This window comes from Ensifer sp. MJa1, from assembly GCF_037026475.1.
Lineage (GTDB): Bacteria > Pseudomonadota > Alphaproteobacteria > Rhizobiales > Rhizobiaceae > Ensifer.
In genome coordinates, this window is record NZ_JAKUMO010000037.1 from 1 (window position 1) to 17376 (window position 17376).

The window sequence follows — 17376 nt, forward strand, 5'->3', positions numbered from 1 at the left end:
TGGGTGAACCGGGCAGGGCGGTTCCGCTCGCTTGGTGACGGCCAGGTGGATTTCGGCGCGGTGTTCTCGAAGATGGCCGCCAACGGTTTTTCCGGCTGGGCGGTGGTCGAATGGGAATGCGCGCTGAAACATCCGGAGGATGGCGCCCGCGAGGGAGCCGACTTCGTCAAGCACCACATCATCCGCGTTACCGAGAAGGCGTTCGACGATTTCGCTGGCGGCGGAACTGATGAGGCGGCCAACCGGCGGATGCTGGGGATTTGAACCAAGACAGGATCCGCGGCGGATTGCCCTCACTCCCTTCCCCCCGGAAGCGGGGAGAATGTGCCCGCAGGCGGATGAGGGGCGTGCCCTCATGACAAAACACGTCGAGTTTGGGGGAAACATGGCGTCCGGCATGATGTAAGTGTGTAGCTGATAGGGCTGAGGCCCGCCGGGTGGGCGATCAAAGGCAGTTCCTGCAGCATGTGTTATCGGGAGGCAGGAGAAGGGCTGTCGTGCGTCTACCACGGCGCATCGATAGGCACATACCCATCATGCGCCGTCAATCGGTCGAGCACGGTCATGCCAGAGGCCCGGAGGTGATTGACGGCCTCGATCAGCAAGGGATCATCGCCGTCGGCGATATCAAGCAGACGGCTTTCACGTCCGTACTCCCGCGACAGGAAGGAAGCCTGTCCGGGTTCGTCGATGTAGGCGCGGGTCGTATAGGTGACGTGTCCGCGCGAGAAGCGATAATTGTCGTACTCATAGTGATAGTCATGAAGGCCTTCCGCATCAGGTTCCGCGGCGTCGACGTGATGGCTAATGGCGACCTGCATTCTCTCGAACTCGGCACCCATGGTCATGCCGTTCGTTCTCCTTTCCAACAGCTGCCAGCCCTCAGGCGAAACGGACGGCGGCCCTTGCGCGCGCCTTCGCCGCCTCCTCCTCGCGGTTGCGGGGCGATTGCGACGTCTCGAGCGAATCGAGCAGTTCACGCGCGCATGCCGCGATCGAAAGAACGGCACGCTCGAATGCCTCCTGGTTGCGCTTGGACGGCTTTGTCGTCCCACTCAGTTTGCGAACAAACTGGAGCGCTGCGTCATGAACCTCTTCGTTCGTTGCTGGCGGATCGAAATTGAACAACGGTTTAATGTTTCGGCACATGTCTCACTCCGGTCGTGTTCGTCCTTCGCTCACGTAGAGATGTCCGCCCCAAATGGGGCAACGTCAAGCGAGCCTAAGCTACAGCGATTGGCGCGAATTCGCCAGAAAGGGCTCCCCATCCGTCAAGAGGTGTTCGCCAGAAAAGTTCCGCCAGCTGACAACTGCAGACCCGGTTCGCGCCTCTGGCATGTTTTGCTGAGCGTGGCGTACCTCTGGCTGATTATGACTAGCCCCTTTGGGCCCGTTGCCCACCGACAAGGCCTCTGTCACTCTTCCAAATACGGTTGTCACCTTCAACGCAGTCCCCGCTGTAGAGGCCAATCGTATTATGCACCGACTGACAGAGCCTCTCCCTAACCGGCAGAGGCTCTTTTTGCGAGCGAGACCGGGTCGACAAGCGAACAGGACCCGGCGCGGACAGGCTTGGCATTACAGCGAAAATTCGCCGCCAAGGCGGCGCGACGGTATTTAGTATCCCCTCCCGCGCTGCTGAAGATGCTGGGCGCGGAAGTCGGAACGGAATTGACCTTGGTTGTCGATAACGGAACGCTCATCGCAACACCTGCTCTGCCGAAAAAGAGGTACACGCTGGCGCAGCTTCTGCAAAGAGCCGACGAGACGGCCGCCTTGAACAAGCAGGCCAGCGCGTGGCAGGCTGGGGCACGTGTCGTGAACGAAACATGATCGTGGTTCGGAGCAACGTTCCGAAACGTGGTGACGTGTTCATTGTCGATCTCAACCCAGTTGTCGGGAATGAGATGAAAGATGAACATCGTTGCGTGGTGATTACTCCTCGCGAGATCAACGTGATCGGCATGTGCCTTGTCGTGCCGATTACAACCGGGGGCATGTTTGCCGGATTGGCGGTGAACATTTCGAGCCACAAGACTACTGGCGTTGCACTTTGCAACCAGTTGAAAAGCCTGGACATCGTCGAACGAGCGAAGCCCGCGTCAAAGCTCCGATAGACTTTCCTGACAAAGCAAGGGATGCGCACGCTCGCCCCCTCGATCATCCCTGACATCGCCCATGGGCGGATGCTCACCCATGTCGCCGCCTAGAAGGCGATCGCTACTTAATCCTGCTTGCAAAGCGCAATCCCATGCCGCATGTCAAAAGCTAGGCGCGACAACACAGTCGCGCTCTCTCATTGCGGTCGCAAGATGAAGCCAAGCGGACTGAACGTACTGGTTATAGACGAAAATCGCATTCGCGCCGCCATCATCGAAGAAGGGCTGCGCGATGCAGGTTATGACCAACTCACCGTCATAGACAACATGCATGGCCTTGCGCGGCGCATCGCCGATCTCAATCCGGACGTCATCGTCATCGACCTCGAAAACCCGAACCGGGACATGCTCGAGAGCATGTTCCAGCTTTCGCGTGCGGTAAAGCGCCCGATCGCCATGTTCGTCGACAAGTCCGATGAAGCCTCGATCGAGGCGGCCGTCGAGGCGGGGGTTTCTGCCTACATCGTCGACGGGTTGAAGCAGGAGCGGGTGCGCCCAATCCTGAAAATGGCGATCAGCCGTTTCAACGCCTTCTCGCGCCTCAATCGCGAGCTCGAGGAGACGCGCGGCGAACTGGAAAGCCGCAAGGTTATCGACCGTGCCAAGGGGTTGCTGATGCGCTCGCGCGGGCTCTCCGAGCAAGAGGCCTATGCACTGTTGCGCCGCACCGCGATGAACCAGAACCGCAAGATCGTCGAGATCGCCCAAAGCCTGATCACGGCGGCGAGCCTGCTTGATCCTGGAGGAAAGGAATGACGACGCGCCACGCCATCACCGCCGGTTTCGTGCCGTTGCTCGACAGTGCGCTGATCGTCGTCGCGAAGGAAATGGGGTTCGCAGAAGAGCAGGGGATAGACCTCACGCTTCTGCGCGAACGCTCCTGGGCGAGCATACGCGACCGCTTTGCCGTTCGCCACATCGACGTTGCGCATATCCTCGGGCCGATGCCGATTGCCTGTAACCTCGGGCTCAACGTGCCGGCGCCCGACATGATCGTGCCGATGGCGCTTGGGCTCGGCGGCAATGCCGTCACCGTATCGGCGGCGCTCTGGCAGATGATGGAACGCAACGGAGCGACGACCGATCTTGATGCGCGTAGGAACGGCACGGCTCTGCAGACGGTCATTCGCTCGGGGAAGAGCCTCCCGCTGCGCTTCGGTGTCGTTCATCCTTACTCCGGGCACAATTACGAACTGCGCTACTGGCTGGCCGCAAGCGGCATTGATCCGGACCGAGACATAGAAATCGTCGTGCTGCCGCCGCCGGACATGGGCGATGCGCTTGCCTCGGGCGTGATCGACGGCTACTGCGCAGGCGAACCGTGGAACACCTTTGGTGTTCTTCATCGCGGTGGACACATCGCCACGGTCAAGGCAGCGATCTGGCGGTCGAGCCCGGAAAAGGTCCTCGGTGTGAACGCCGAGTGGGGGCGTACCAATCCGGAAGCGATGGCCGCGCTGCTGGTCGCTCTCCACCGTGCATCGCATTGGTGCGCGCTACCGGAAAACCACGCATCACTTGCGGCGCTTCTTTCCAAACCCGCCTATGTCGGCCGTGACGCCGAACTGCTTCTTCCCGCTCTCAATGGCAATCTTGCGGTTGGCGACGGTGTTATGGCCACTGTCGCCGACTTCTTCGTCCCGACCGCCAAGGCCGCGACCTTCCCGTGGAAGAGCCATGCCTTGTGGTTCTACACCCAGATGGTCCGCTGGCGGCAGATAGAACATACGGGGAAGCGCCAGCACATTGCCGCTGAAACCTATCGGCCCGACGTCTATCGTGCAGCACTAAAGGACCTCGGCATCGCCATGCCTTCGGCCAGCGCCAAGGTCGAGGGTGCATTGACCGCCGAGACGCCGGTCGGCTCCACTGGCGCGCTGACGCTCGGGCCGGACGGCTTCTTCGATGGCGGGCGCTTCGATCCTGACGATGTGGATGCCTATATCGCATCCCAATCAACAGGGTGATTGCGTCGCGCCTAATTTATGCGCGGTGCACAAAAAATAGCTTTTGCGCTGCACAGGGCGAAGGCCCTGCCGGTATGGCCCAAAGCCCACTGCCCTATCTTCCTATTATAAATCAATTGGTTGCCGAAACTGGCACGGTGATTGCTTCCTAGTTCGTAGGCCTCCGGGCCACGAGATCGGTGTCCAACGACGGGCGCCTCACCAGCAAAGCCGCTGATCGGGATTTTGCGTGCACGGATTTGCCGTGTCGCATGCGCCCGGCCAGCGGCTTTTTGTTTTTGAAACCCCAAGATGGAGCGGCACGACCTTGTCGGGCCTCGGAGAAGCCATGTCTGAGAACAAGCAGCCTCTATCCGCCAGCGAACCCGCAACCGCGTTATGGATGTCCACCTTCGCCTTCACCATCTGTTTTGCCGTCTGGACGATCTTTGCGATCATCGGGATCCGCATCAAGCAAGACCTCGCCTTGAGCGAGGCGCAGTTCGGCCTGCTCGTCGGCACTCCCATCCTCACCGGCTCGCTGGTGCGCATCCTGCTCGGTGTCTGGACGGGGCGCTACGGCGGGCGCCTGGTTTACACCATCACCATGCTGGCGGCAGCACTTGCGACCTTCCTGCTCGCCTATGCGACCACCTATCCGCAGATGCTGATTGCCGGGCTTGGCGTAGGCCTCGCCGGCGGGTCCTTTGCGGTTGGTGTCGCATATATCTCGCCCTTCTTCCCACCGGAAAAGCAGGGCACCGCACTTGGCATCTTTGGTGCCGGCAATGTCGGGGCGGCGGTGACGAAGTTCCTCGCTCCCTTCATTCTCCTTGCCTGGGGCTGGCAGGCCGTTGCGCAGATCTGGGCCGCCGCGCTGGTCGTTACAGCGCTGGCTTTCTGGCTCACGACCAGCGATGATCCGGCCTTCCGCAGCCGCCGTGAGCGTCACGTGCCACAGCGCAGCCTGCTCCAGGAGTTCGCACCGCTGAAGAATGCGCAGGTCTGGCGCTTCTCGCTCTACTACTTCTTCGCCTTCGGTGGCTTCGTCGCTCTTTCGCTCTGGCTGCCGCGTTATCTCGTTGGCGTCTACGGCTTCGATATCGCCGCCGCAGGCATGATCGCGGCCGCCTATTCCATCCCCGGCAGCATCTTCCGCGCATTTGGCGGCATGCTTTCGGACCGCAAGGGCGCCCGCAGCGTCATGTACTGGATGCTCGGGGTCTCAGCCGTGGCAACGCTCATCCTGTCGCTACCGGCTGCAGGTGAGGGGAGCGCGTTCGGCATCACGCCCGCAGTGTTCATCGTCGTCGTCTTCGTACTCGGCTTCGTCATGAGCCTCGGCAAGGCCGCCGTCTACAAGCACATTCCCGCCTACTACCCGGAAAACGTCGGCGCCGTCGGCGGCATCGTCGGCATGGTTGGCGGTCTCGGCGGCTTCGTTCTCCCGATCGCCTTCGGCCTCCTCAAGGATGCGACCGGCCTCTGGTCGAGCTGCTTCCTGCTTCTCTTTGCCGTCGTCGCCGTGTCGCTCCTCTGGATGCACTTCTCGATCCGCCAGATGGAGCGCCGCGCGCTCGCCGTACCGACGGCTGTTGCCGCCTGAACAGACAAGGACAGACCATGACAGAGAAACTCGTCATCATCGGCAATGGCATGGCGCCGGGGCGCATGCTGGAGCACCTCCTCGAAAAGGCGCCTGACCGCTACGAGGTTACGATCTTCAACGCCGAGCCGCGCGTCAACTACGACCGCATCATGCTCTCGCCGGTCCTGTCCGGCGAGAAGGAGTACGAAGAGATCATCATCCACGGGGATGGCTGGTACATCAAACATGGCATCACCCTCTACAAGGGCCATCGCATCGTCGCCATCGACCGCGATGCGAGGACGGTGACGTCCGACCACGGCGTGACGACAAGTTACGACAAGCTGGTAATCGCCACCGGCTCCGTGCCCTTCATCATTCCGGTCCCGGGAAAAGATTTGCCTGGCGTCATCACCTACCGCGACCTCGACGACGTGCAGGCGATGTTGCTTGCCGCCCAGTCGCGCGAAAAAGCCGTCGTCATCGGCGGCGGTCTGCTCGGTCTCGAAGCCGCCGCCGGTCTTGCCGGCCGTGGCATGGATGTCACGGTTCTCCATGTCATGCCGACGTTGATGGACCGCCAACTCGATCCGGCTGCAGGCTACCTCCTGCAAAAGGAGCTCGAAGGGCGCGGCATCAAGATCATCTGCAAGGCCAATACCAAGGCGATCATCGGTGACGGCAAGGTCGAGGGCATTGAACTCGACGATGGCCGTGTGATCCCGGCAACGCTGGTCGTCATGGCCGTCGGTATCCGGCCGAGTGTCGGGCTCGCCAAGGAGGCCGGCCTTGCCGTCAACCGCGGCATCGTTGTCGACCATGGCATGCAGACCTCGGACGGCCGCATCTGGGCGCTTGGCGAGTGCGCGGAAGTGGGCGGTATGGTCTATGGTCTCGTGGCGCCACTTTACGAGATGGCTCGCGTTGCCGCCTCGCACCTCGCCGGCGAACACTCGGCCGCCTTCGTTCATTCCGACACGCCGACGAAACTCAAGGTCACGGGCATCGAGCTCTTCTCGCTCGGTGACTTTGCCGATGGCGATGACCGTGAAGAGATCGTGCTGCGCGATGCTTCGGCCGGCGTCTACAAACGGGTGGTGCTCAAGGGTAACCGTATCATCGGCACGGTGCTTTACGGCGAGACTGCAGATGGTGCCTGGTTCAACGACCTCAAGAAGAAGGAGATCGACATCTCCGACATGCGCCAGACCCTGATCTTCGGTCAGGGTTACCAAGGGGGTGCTCCGCTGGACCCTATGGCGGCCGTTGCAGCCTTGCCGGATGATGCGGAAATCTGCGGCTGCAACGGCGTCTGCAAGGGCAAGATCACTTCGACCATCGTCGACAAGGGCCTGACCTCGCTCGACGCGGTGCGCGCGCACACCAAGGCGTCGGCCTCCTGCGGCTCGTGCACCGGCCTCGTCGAACAATTGATGACGCTGACGCTCGGAGAGAGCTACAGCCCGGCAGCCGTTCAGCCGATGTGCGGTTGCATCGATCTCGGCCACGACGACGTGCGCCGACTGATCAAGGCCAAGAGGCTGAAGACGATACCGGCCGTCATGCAGGAACTCGAATGGAAGACCTCCTGTGGCTGCGCAAAATGCCGCCCGGCGCTCAACTATTACCTCGTCTGCGATTTCCCGGATGAATACGCCGACGACTACCAGTCGCGCTTCATCAACGAGCGCGTTCACGCCAACATCCAGAAGGACGGCACCTATTCCGTCGTGCCACGCATGTGGGGCGGGGTTACCAATTCCGGCGAATTGCGGGCGATCGCCGACGTCGTCGACAAGTTCGAGATTCCGCTGGTCAAGGTGACGGGCGGCCAGCGCATCGACCTGCTTGGCATCGAAAAGGAAGACTTGCCCGCGGTCTGGGCCGACCTCGGCAAGGCCGGCTTCATCTCGGGCCAGGCCTATGCCAAGGGCCTGCGCACGGTGAAGACCTGCGTCGGTTCGGACTGGTGCCGCTTCGGCACGCAGGATTCCACCGGCCTCGGAATCCGCATCGAGAAGTTCATGTGGGGCTCCTGGACGCCTGCCAAACTGAAGATGGCGGTCTCCGGCTGTCCGCGAAATTGTGCTGAAGCAACCTGCAAGGACATCGGCGTCATCTGCGTCGACAGCGGTTTCGAGATCCATTTTGCCGGTGCGGCGGGCCTCGACATCAAGGGCACCGAAGTGCTCGGGCTCGTGAAGACCGAGGACGAGGCGCTGGAGCATATCGTGGCGCTGACGCAGATGTATCGCGAGCAGGCGCGCTATCTCGAGCGCATCTACAAATGGGCAAAACGCATCGGTCTTGACGAAATCCGTCGCCAGATCATGGACGATGCGGACAAGCGCACGGCCTATTACGACCGCTTCGTCTTCAGCCAAAAATTTGCCCAGGTCGATCCCTGGTCGGAGCGCGTCTCCGGCAAGGATAAACATGAATTCCGGCCGATGGCGACCATCGGTTATCCCCAAGCTGCGGAATAGGAGGTCGGCCATATGACCTGGTTTGCCATTGGAAACATCGCCGACATCCCATTGCGCGGCGCGCGTTGTGTCAAAACCCCGCAAGGCAAGATCGCTGTGTTTCGGACCGCGGAGAACGAGGCCTTTGCCATTGAGGACCATTGCCCGCACAAAGGTGGGCCGCTGTCACAGGGCATCGTCCATGCCAAGGCCGTCACCTGCCCGCTGCACAACTGGGTGATTTCGCTTGAGACCGGCAAGGCGCTCGGCGCGGATGAAGGAGCGGTGAAGACGATCGCGCTGCGCAACGATGACGGCGCTCTCTTCATCGCACTCGAAAGCCTCATGATGGCGGCCGAATAGGATGGAGAAGGCCGTCAAGACAACCTGCCCCTATTGCGGTGTCGGCTGCGGCGTCATTGCGACCGTTGCCGACGACGGTGCGGTAACCGTCAGCGGCGACCCGGACCATCCGGCAAATTATGGCCGGCTCTGTTCGAAAGGCTCGGCTCTCGCCGAAACGATCGATCTCGACGGCCGTATTCTCCATCCGGAGATCGGTGGACGTCGAACATCCTGGGACGAGGCACTCGACCTCGTCGCAGAAAACTTCGCCCGGACCATCGCTGAAGACGGTCCAGACGCGGTCGCCTTCTACGTTTCGGGCCAGTTGTTGACCGAGGACTATTACGTCGCCAACAAGCTGATGAAGGGTTTTGTCGGATCGGCCAACATCGACACCAATTCGCGTCTCTGCATGTCGTCGTCCGTCGCCGGTCACCGCCGCGCCTTCGGTTCCGACACAGTACCGGGATGCTACCAGGATCTGGAACTGGCAGACCTCGTCGTTCTGACCGGTTCCAACCTTGCCTGGTGCCATCCGGTTCTCTATCAGCGTCTTGCTGCCGCCAAGGCAAAGCGGCCGGGCATGAAAGTCGTCGTTATCGATCCGCGCCGCACGATGACGGCCGACATCGCCGATCTGCATCTTGCGATCCGCCCGGACACCGATGTGGCGCTGTTCGCGGGCCTCTTCTCGCATCTGGTGTCCAGCGGCGCCGTAGACCAGAACTATGTGGCGGCACACACCACCGGTTTCGCGGAAGCCTTTGCCGCAGTTGGCACTGTGTCCTTCGGCGAGGTGCTTGAACGGACCGGGCTTGCGGCGATGCAGCTGCGCGACTTCTATCGCCTCTTTGCGACGACCGAAAAGGTCGTGACCTGCTACAGCCAGGGCGTCAACCAGTCGTCGTCGGGCACCGACAAGGTCAACGCGATCCTCAACTGCCATCTCGCGACCGGTCGCATCGGCCGGCCCGGCATGGGACCGTTCTCGCTGACGGGCCAGCCCAACGCCATGGGCGGCCGCGAGGTTGGTGGGCTTGCCAACATGCTCGCCGCCCACATGGCGATCGAAAACGCCGAGGATCGCGACCGCGTGCAGCGCTTCTGGCGCTCTCCGGGCATCGCCGAAAAGCCTGGTCTCAAGGCGGTCGATCTCTTCCAGGCGGTGGCTGAGGGGCGCATCAAGGCGCTCTGGATCATGGCGACGAACCCGGTTGTCTCAATGCCGGATGCGGACGCGGTCGAGGCGGCGATCAGGGCCTGTCCTTTCGTTGTCGTATCCGACATCCTGAAGGAGACGGACACGACCCGTCACGCCCACGTCTTGCTGCCTTCGCTCGGGTGGGGGGAAAAGAGCGGTACCGTTACCAATTCCGAACGCCGCATTTCCCGCCAGCGCCCGTTTCTTGATGCGCCGGGGGACGCACGGGCCGACTGGTGGCAACTTGCCGAAGTCGGTCGCCGCATGGGCTTTGCTGATGCTTTCGCCTGGGACGCTCCGGCGGAGATTTTCTCGGAACACGCAGCCCTCTCGACCTTCGAGAATGCCGGCAGTCGCGACTTCGACATCGGTGCGCATGTGGCTCTCGACCGGGAGGGCTATGATCGGCTTACGCCCTTCCAATGGCCGCAACCAGCAGGACAGGAAAGCTCCGATAGCCGCTTCTTTGCAGATGGCGGCTTCTACCATGCCGATGGCAAGGCGCGCTTCGTCGCGATCCAGCCGGTAGAAGGCGACCGGACCGATGCCGCCTATCCCTTTACCCTCAACACCGGCCGCATCCGCGACCAGTGGCACACGATGACACGATCAGGCAAAAGCGCGCGCCTCTCCGCCCATATCGCCGAACCCTTTGCCGAACTTCATCCGCGCGATGCCATGGAGATCGGGGTTGGCAATGCCGGCCTTGTTGAGATCGAAAGCCCAAGAGGCAAGGCAGTCGTGCGGGCGCTCATCACCGAGCGGCAGGCCAGAGGGAGCATCTTTGCGCCCATGCATTGGAATGACCAGTTCGCCGCGAAGGCGCGCATCGACGCGGTCGTGCCGGCGATCACGGATCGCCTGTCCGGCCAACCCGCCTCGAAAAACGTTGCCGTCGCGGCGCGCAGGTTCAAGGCGTGTTCCTTTGCCTTTGCCGTTTCGCAGGCAAAACCTATCGATCCGGATGCGGCCTATTGGGCCCTCGCCAAGGCCGAAGGTGGCTGGCGGTTGGAACTGGCCTTTGCAGGGCCAATCGGAGATTGGGCGGGCTGGTGCCGCCGTGTCTTCGCCATCCCCGCCGGGGTCGAGCCGCTCGGCTATGCCGATGCCCAAACCGGCGATATCAGGCTCGCCTTCTTTGATGGTCCGCGGCTTCTTGCTGCCTTTTTCCTGGCGCGCGAACCGGTCGCCGTCGCCCGCAACTGGGCGATCGCGCAGCTTGCCGCCGACCACGCCAATCTGCGCAAGCGCTTCGCGCTCGTCGCTGGCCGGCCGGGCGCCGACAAGCCGGATCCAGGAGCCACCGTCTGCTCCTGCTTTGGCGTTGGCGTCAACCAGATCGTCGCCGCCGTGCGCGGCGGCTGCCACAGCGTCGAGGCGGTCGGCAAGGCGCTCAATGCCGGAACCAATTGCGGCTCGTGCCGCGCCGAAATCGGAGGGATCATCGATGGATGTCTTGCAACGGCTGCGGAATGAAACACCGCCCCGCATGGAGCCGCTCGCCAAGCTGCCGGTCTTCTGGTCACTGGAAGGCAAGCGCGTCGTGGTTGCTGGCGGGACCGATGCTGCGGCCTGGAAGGCAGAGCTGCTTGCCGCCTGCGGTGCCAGCGTCGACATCTACGCCGAGGCGCTTGGCGAGGCGTTGGCAAACCTTCTTGCCCGCGAACCGATGCATCTCGGCGCAAGCTTTACGCTGCACAGTCGGTGTGTGGCCGCAGCGGATCTTGAGGGGGCCACGCTCGCTGTCGGCGATTGCAGCGATGAAGGAGCAGCGCGCGCTTTCTGGTTCGCAGCACGTGCCGCCGGCGTCCCGGTCAATGTCATCGACAAGCCGGAATATTGCCAGTTTCAGTTCGGCTCTATCGTCAATCGCTCGCCTGTCGTCGTCGCAATATCGACGGATGGCGCCGCTCCAGTTCTTGCACAATCCATTCGCCGCAAGATCGAGACCTTGTTGCCCCGAAGCCTGAAGGCCTGGGCAGCGTTGGCGCAGTCGCTGCGCGGTGAGGTCAATCGCCGTCTGAAATCGAGCGCGCAACGCCGCGCTTTTTGGGAGCGTTTTTCCGATCGCGTCTTTTCCACGTTCGATACGCCGGAGGAGGGCGTAGGCGGGGCGCTTCTTGCTGATGCCGAAAGGCTCGCGGAAGCCCCCGCCACCGGTCGCGTGACCTTGGTTGGGGCCGGACCAGGCGATCCCGAACTCGTGACCCTGAAGGCCGTGCGGGCACTTCAGACAGCCGATGTCATCCTGTTCGACGACTTCGTTTCTGCCGAGGTGCTGGAACTGGCGCGCCGCGAGGCCAAGCGCGTTGCGGTCCACATGCATGGGGGTGGGGCCTCGGGTCGTGACGATAAGATCGAAGCAAGGATGCTGAAGCTCGCGCATGCCGGCAACCGCGTCGTACGCCTGACGTCCGGCGATCCCACGGCGTTCGGCCGGCTGGTCGAAGACCTTGCATCTCTGCGAAAATACGGCGTTGCCGTAGAGATCGTGCCAGGCGTCACTGTTACGAGTACACCCACCTCTGGTCGCGGCTTGTCGCTGCCCTTCGGCGACCAAAACGGGCCTCTCTCAGCTGTCGGGCGCCGTTCAGGTTACAGCTTGCCGGAGCAGAGGCTGGGCGGCGCTGTTGTGAAGGAGCTCTCGCAGACGTCAGCGTGAACTCCGCAAGAATTCCCACTGGCACCCGACCGGCCTTAAGAGGTCTCGCCCGTCTGCGGATCGAGCCACGCATCTCGGCATGACTGAGGACGGCGTTACGGGAAGCTGACGACGCCCGGGTTCACATCCAACGCCAGCCAGGAACCTCGGTCAGCGATCGGTGATGCGTTTGAGCACGCTGTCGAGCGCACGCGTGAGCGCGCCCGTTCCACCCTTCTGGTCAAAATCCCGGAAGACCTGTTCGTTCAGGCCGCCCTTGGTGGCGAACTCACGGCTGATCTCGATGAAGTCGATTTTCGGGCCGGCGAGAATTGCGGCTTCGGAAAGACCCGCGAACAGCGGCGCGAGATAGGCGCGCCCCTTTTCTTCGGGCAGGCCATTGTCCACGAGCCATTCGGTCGTGCGGTACATGATGCCGAAATATGTGGCCATCAGGGAGCTGGCGGCGGCAAGGAGATCATACTCAGCCTTTGTTTCGCATTCGACAGCATTGCCGAGTACGTCGAAGATGGCCGCTGTCCCAGCATCCGCCGGGAAAACGGCGGTAACACCTTTGCGACGTGCGACGAACGGCAGGGGGATCGCCTGGGTCAGATGGACCTTCGCGCCGACCCATTCGGTGAGCGCAAGCCTGTCAGTCGCTGCAATGACGCTGATGACCCTCTGACCATCGCGAAAACGTAAGGGGCGAATGACGTCTTCGGCGACCTGCGGGCGGATTGCAAGCACGACCGTGTCGCAGTCATCAATGATTGCCTGGTTGTCAGCCGAAACGCTGACCTGTGGGAAATCGGAGGCAAGCTTGGCCGAAATGTCCGCACCGCGCTGAGACACGACGACCTGTGGCACGGCAGCTGGCTCGGCGAGAAGGCCGCGCACCATCGCATCCGTGATGGATCCAGTGCCGACAAAGCCAATTCGTTCGGGCGGGGACATGACTACTCCGTAGCGACAAGCGGGCCGACGTCATCTGTCGGATGCCCCGGATTTCGACTGACTTGCCGTTTTCCAACGTCATGCGTCAGGAACTGACCGCGCAAGTTCTTATATCCCAGACCCATCGAGCTCTTGCTCGTCTTCACCTTCCCAGGGTGAGGGCATCGATGTGCGGCTGAGATTGGCCGAAGGCATCGGCATCCAACACTTCAGTTCAGGTTCGGCATATTCAACAATCCGGCCAGGCGAGGAATCGGAGGCGCGCCAGCCTGCTGCACCGAACTGGTCACCATTCGACCAATAGGCGAGGTCAACTTCTGCCGCCCCTTGCTCGGACGGACGGATCGTGACGAGGATCCGACTGCCGTTCTTCGGTGCGCTTGCCATGTGGCGCCAGAGGTCTGGTTCGGCCATTTTTTTCTCCTGCCTTGCTGCTGGTTGCAAGTGTCGCCTCGCCTACGAGAACCGTCAACTCAAACGTAGCCTGTGCAGCGGATGGATCCGGAACGACTTGTGGATCAGCAGAAGGCGGTCCTGTGCGCGGGCCGTTGGCTGCGCGGGCGGCGCGACCATGCTCCGAACGCCGTCATCATCCGATCTCTCTGGCGACAAACGTCCGTGGATGTGGGAACGTATGCTAGGCCTAAGCTCAACGATATCGTGCCGCCGGGACAATCACTGCTGTGGATCGAAAGCTTGCAGCCATCCTCTCTGCCGATGTCTCGGGATTCAGCCGCCTTGCGGCGCTGGACGAGGAGGGGACGCTTCGCACGCTTGACCTTTGCCGCGGGCGGATCGCCGAATTGGTTGGTGAGCATGGCGGCCGCATCTTCGGCAGTGCAGGTGATGGTTTTGTCGCCGAGTTCCCGAGCGCAGTTCGCGCCGTCAGGTGCTCGGTCGAAATTCAGCGCCGTCTTTTCAGCCTCTCTCAGGATCTCCCGGCCGATCGCCGTCTGGAATTCCGCATCGGCGTCAATCTGGGCGATGTCGTCGTCTCTGGAGACGACCTGCTCGGGGACGGCGTCAATATCGCGGCGCGCATGCAGGAGATCGCCGCTCCATCAGGCATCTGCATTTCCGCGTCGGTGCGTGAACATCTCGACGGCAAGGTGCCGTTCGCGCTGACCAGCCTCGGCGAGCGGAACTTGAAGAATATCCCCCGACCGATATTTGTCTTTCGGGTAGATTGGCAGCAGGAGGCGCCTGTCGACGGTGGCATCCTGTCTGTGCCGACACTTGCGGTCCGTCGTGGCAAGGACCAGCCATCGATCGTCGTCATGCCCTTCGACAATCTCAGCGGTCCGGGCGACGAATACTTCGTGGATGGCGTCGTGGAGGAGATCACGGCTGCGCTTTCGCGCGTCAGGGAATTCTTCGTCATCGCGCGGCAGTCAGCCTTCACCTACAAGGGACGCTTCGTCGACGTGCGGGAAATCGGCAGGGAACTCGGCGTCAACTATGTGGTCGAAGGGACCGTTCGCCGAGGCGGCGACCGATTGCGCATTTCTGTGCAGCTGGTCGATGCAGAGACAAGGGCTCAGTTCTGGTCCGATCGTTACGAAGGCGCGATCGAGGATGTTTTTGAGTTCCAGGATAAGATCGCGGCGCAGGTGGCGGGAGCCATTCATCCGGCCATTCGCGATGCCGAGATCGAGCTGGCCAAGCGCAAGCCGCCAACCAGTCTCAGAGCCTATGATTTTGTCATGCGCGCCTACCCGAACCTTTGGGGCCGCCGCAAGGAGACCAACAATCAGGCGATCGACCTGCTTCAGCAAGCGATCGCCGTCGATCCTGGTTATGGCCGCGCGCACGCACTCTTGGCGTGGTGCCACGCGGCGAACGCCTCGTACCTCTGGACCGGCGAACCGGAAGGTGAACTGGAAAGCGCGCGCGCCGCGGTCAAGGCCGCGGGGTCGATCAGCGATGACCCGACCGCATTGACGGCCGCGGGTGCGGCGATGAGCATCTGCGGCGATCAGCAGCGCGCGACCACCTATATCGAAAAGGCGCTTACGCTCGACCCGAACAATGCCTGGGCTTGGGCGCGCCTCGGCTGGCTCGCAATCTACAAAGACGAGGCCACGCATGCAACTGAGCACTTTCAGCGTGCCATGGCGCTGAGCCCAAGGGATCCGCTGGCGTTCAACATGAGAATGGGGATGGCCTTTTCTTTGGCCATGGCAGGGTCGCTCACGCAGGCCATCGCGATCGTCCACGACGTCGCCAACAGCTATCCTGACGTAAGCTGGTGCTATCGCCACCTCACCGCCTGGTCTGCGATGAACGGGGACTTGGAGACCGCCCGATGGGCCGCACAGAAGCTTTTGGCGGCTGAACCAGGCTTCACCATCGAGCGGTATCGAGCGCTTCCCTGGTTTCAAAGCATACCCCAGTGGCAAGATCGAATGGCCGAAGGTTTACGGATGGCGGGGTTGCCTGAACGCTGATTTGCCGCTTGAGGACCTTTGCGCCTGGAAAAGGTGTGGACGCCCTCTGCCGGGCTCGGCACTTACCCAAAAGCAGCCTGGATGGGGCGGACGCCCGCTTTCTGCCTGTGTTCAGCATTGGCCCGCAGCTGGGCGCAAAGAGCCCCATGACACCATGGGGCTGCGATCCCGCGTCAGGCGTCGATGGTGTCGCAATCGGCAACACCATCGCCATCACTTACGTTTTGCCGAGAACCGACGTGATCGCGCCCGCAGCCGCCTTCACGACGATGTCTGCCTCTCCCTTGGTCAGGCAGAGCGGCGGTGCGAACCCAAGGATATCGCCTTGAGGCATGGCCCGCCCAAGGACGCCGCGCTCGAGAAGCGCGGCTGCGACTTGCGGTCCTATCTTCCTCGCCGGATCGAAGAAGATCCGGTCGTCCCTGTCTTCGACGAACTCAACCGCGGCCATCAGACCGTCGCCGCGCACCTCGCCGACGTTCCGGTGTCCGCCGATGGCTTTTGCCAATTCGGCGCGGAAGTAGGAGCCGATCTTGTCGGCGTTGTCGACGAGCCCCAGTTCGTCGATAAGTTCGAGATTGGCAACGCCGGCGGCAGCGCAGATCGGATGGGCCGAATAGGTCCAGCCGTGACCGATAGGGCCTAGTTCGTCCGACCCCTGGACCAGCACTCGCCAGACCTTGTCAGAGACGATGGTGCCGGAAAGAGGCGCATAGGCCGAAGTGAGCCCCTTCGCAATGGTGATGAGGTCAGGCTTCATACCATAGTGGTCGGAGCCGAACATGGTGCCGAGCCTGCCGAATCCGGTCACAACCTCGTCGGCAACGAGCAGAATGTCGTACCTTTCGAGCACGGCCTGGATCTTCTGCCAGTAGCCCTTGGGTGGCGGCACGATGCCGCCAGTGCCAAGGATCGGCTCGCCGATGAAGGCGGCGATCGTTTCCGGACCTTCGGCCAGGATCAACGCTTCGAGTTTGTCGGCGCAGTCCTGCGAGAACTGTTCCTCGTTCATGGAGCGGTCCGGGCGGCGGAAGAAGTAGGGTGCCTCGGTGTGCAGGATCGGTGCGCGCGGCAGGTCGAAGGCGTTGTGGAAGAGGTGAAGCCCCGTCAGCGATCCGGTCATGACGCCTGACCCGTGATAGCCGCGCCAGCGCGAGATGATCTTTTTCTTCTCCGGTCGGCCGAGGATGTTGTTGTAGTACCAGATCAGCTTGATGTTGGTCTCGTTGGCATCCGAGCCGGAGAGACCGAAGTAGACACGGCTCATACCTTCAGGCGCGCGGTCGATGATCATCTTCGACAGTCGGATCGAGGCGTTTGTGCCGTGGCCGACATAGGCATGGTAGTAAGCGAGGTTTTTCGCCTGCTCAGCGATCGCATTGGCGATCTTCTGCTGGCCGTAGCCCACATTGACGCAATAGAGCCCGGCAAACGCATCGAGGCTTGTGCGACCGTTGGTGTCGGTGATGTAGACCCCTTCGCCTCCGTCGATGACGCGGGTCGGCGTCTCGCCGCGAGCATGCATGCCCATGTGGGTGGACGGATGGAAGAAGTGGTCACGGTCCCAGGCCGTGGTTTCATTGTTCCGGTCGAGCATGGAGTTTCCTTTCGCGTATAAGAGCCCGGG

General features: G+C 62.0%; 16 protein-coding genes. 11 read left to right on the forward strand and 5 right to left on the reverse strand.

What is annotated here, in order from left to right; translation table 11 throughout:
- A partial coding sequence (locus MKZ91_RS29810) for a sugar phosphate isomerase/epimerase family protein (RefSeq protein ID WP_336174635.1) occupies positions 1-264 on the forward strand: 264 nt, incomplete at its 5' end.
- Positions 265-503: 239 nt separating this feature from the next.
- Here MKZ91_RS29810 and MKZ91_RS29815 read toward each other — a convergent pair.
- Both MKZ91_RS29815 and MKZ91_RS29820 read right to left on the reverse strand, forming a co-directional pair.
- On the reverse strand, positions 504-848 hold the full coding sequence (locus tag MKZ91_RS29815) for a hypothetical protein (protein WP_336174636.1): 345 nt from the start codon (positions 846-848) through the stop codon (positions 504-506).
- Positions 849-882: 34 nt separating this feature from the next.
- Positions 883-1149, reverse strand: a complete 267-nt coding sequence (locus tag MKZ91_RS29820) for a DUF2277 domain-containing protein (RefSeq protein WP_336174637.1) — start codon at positions 1147-1149, stop codon at positions 883-885.
- Positions 1150-1572: 423 nt separating this feature from the next.
- Between MKZ91_RS29820 and MKZ91_RS29825 the strand changes: the two genes are divergently transcribed.
- From MKZ91_RS29825 to MKZ91_RS29865, 9 genes are all read left to right on the forward strand, one after another.
- Positions 1573-1833, forward strand: coding sequence for an AbrB/MazE/SpoVT family DNA-binding domain-containing protein (locus tag MKZ91_RS29825; RefSeq protein ID WP_336174638.1), 261 nt, complete (start codon positions 1573-1575; stop codon positions 1831-1833).
- Positions 1830-2117: a type II toxin-antitoxin system PemK/MazF family toxin gene (locus MKZ91_RS29830; protein WP_336174639.1), complete on the forward strand. Its 288-nt coding sequence runs from the start codon at positions 1830-1832 to the stop codon at positions 2115-2117. The genes MKZ91_RS29825 and MKZ91_RS29830 overlap by 4 nt, the downstream gene beginning before the upstream one ends.
- Before the next feature lie 195 nt (positions 2118-2312).
- The gene (locus MKZ91_RS29835; protein WP_336174640.1) at positions 2313-2915 is read left to right on the forward strand and encodes an ANTAR domain-containing response regulator; all 603 of its coding nucleotides are present in this window, start codon (positions 2313-2315) and stop codon (positions 2913-2915) included.
- Positions 2912-4126 carry a CmpA/NrtA family ABC transporter substrate-binding protein gene (locus MKZ91_RS29840; protein ID WP_336174641.1) on the forward strand — a complete coding sequence of 405 codons (1215 nt, stop codon included), beginning with the start codon at positions 2912-2914 and terminating at the stop codon, positions 4124-4126. Before MKZ91_RS29835 ends, MKZ91_RS29840 begins: the two co-directional genes overlap by 4 nt.
- A gap of 328 nt (positions 4127-4454) precedes the next feature.
- Entirely contained in the window at positions 4455-5711 is a 1257-nt protein-coding gene (locus MKZ91_RS29845) for an MFS transporter (RefSeq protein ID WP_336174642.1), read from the forward strand.
- A 17-nt stretch (positions 5712-5728) separates the two neighbouring features.
- Positions 5729-8179, forward strand: coding sequence for a nitrite reductase large subunit NirB (nirB, locus tag MKZ91_RS29850; protein WP_336174643.1), 2451 nt, complete (start codon positions 5729-5731; stop codon positions 8177-8179).
- A gap of 12 nt (positions 8180-8191) precedes the next feature.
- Complete coding sequence (gene nirD / locus MKZ91_RS29855) at positions 8192-8521, forward strand: nitrite reductase small subunit NirD (RefSeq protein ID WP_275027498.1); 330 nt, start codon at positions 8192-8194, stop codon at positions 8519-8521.
- Between the two features lies 1 nt (position 8522).
- Positions 8523-11180: a nitrate reductase gene (locus MKZ91_RS29860; RefSeq protein WP_336174644.1), complete on the forward strand. Its 2658-nt coding sequence runs from the start codon at positions 8523-8525 to the stop codon at positions 11178-11180.
- Entirely contained in the window at positions 11152-12366 is a 1215-nt protein-coding gene (locus MKZ91_RS29865) for a siroheme synthase family protein (RefSeq protein ID WP_336174645.1), read from the forward strand. The genes MKZ91_RS29860 and MKZ91_RS29865 overlap by 29 nt, the downstream gene beginning before the upstream one ends.
- A 150-nt stretch (positions 12367-12516) precedes the next feature.
- Here MKZ91_RS29865 and MKZ91_RS29870 read toward each other — a convergent pair whose 3' ends face one another.
- Both MKZ91_RS29870 and MKZ91_RS29875 read right to left on the reverse strand, forming a co-directional pair.
- A complete protein-coding gene (locus tag MKZ91_RS29870; RefSeq protein WP_336174646.1) occupies positions 12517-13302 on the reverse strand; it encodes a pyrroline-5-carboxylate reductase in 786 nt (261 codons plus the stop codon).
- 108 nt (positions 13303-13410) lie between these two features.
- Complete coding sequence (locus MKZ91_RS29875) at positions 13411-13716, reverse strand: hypothetical protein (protein WP_336174647.1); 306 nt, start codon at positions 13714-13716, stop codon at positions 13411-13413.
- 269 nt (positions 13717-13985) lie between these two features.
- Between MKZ91_RS29875 and MKZ91_RS29880 the strand changes: the two genes are divergently transcribed.
- Entirely contained in the window at positions 13986-15749 is a 1764-nt protein-coding gene (locus MKZ91_RS29880; RefSeq protein WP_336174648.1) for an adenylate/guanylate cyclase domain-containing protein, read from the forward strand.
- 217 nt (positions 15750-15966) lie between these two features.
- On the opposite strand, the gene MKZ91_RS29885 is transcribed toward MKZ91_RS29880, so the two are convergent.
- Complete coding sequence (locus MKZ91_RS29885) at positions 15967-17346, reverse strand: aspartate aminotransferase family protein (protein ID WP_336174649.1); 1380 nt, start codon at positions 17344-17346, stop codon at positions 15967-15969.
- Between the last annotated feature and the right edge of the window lie 30 nt (positions 17347-17376).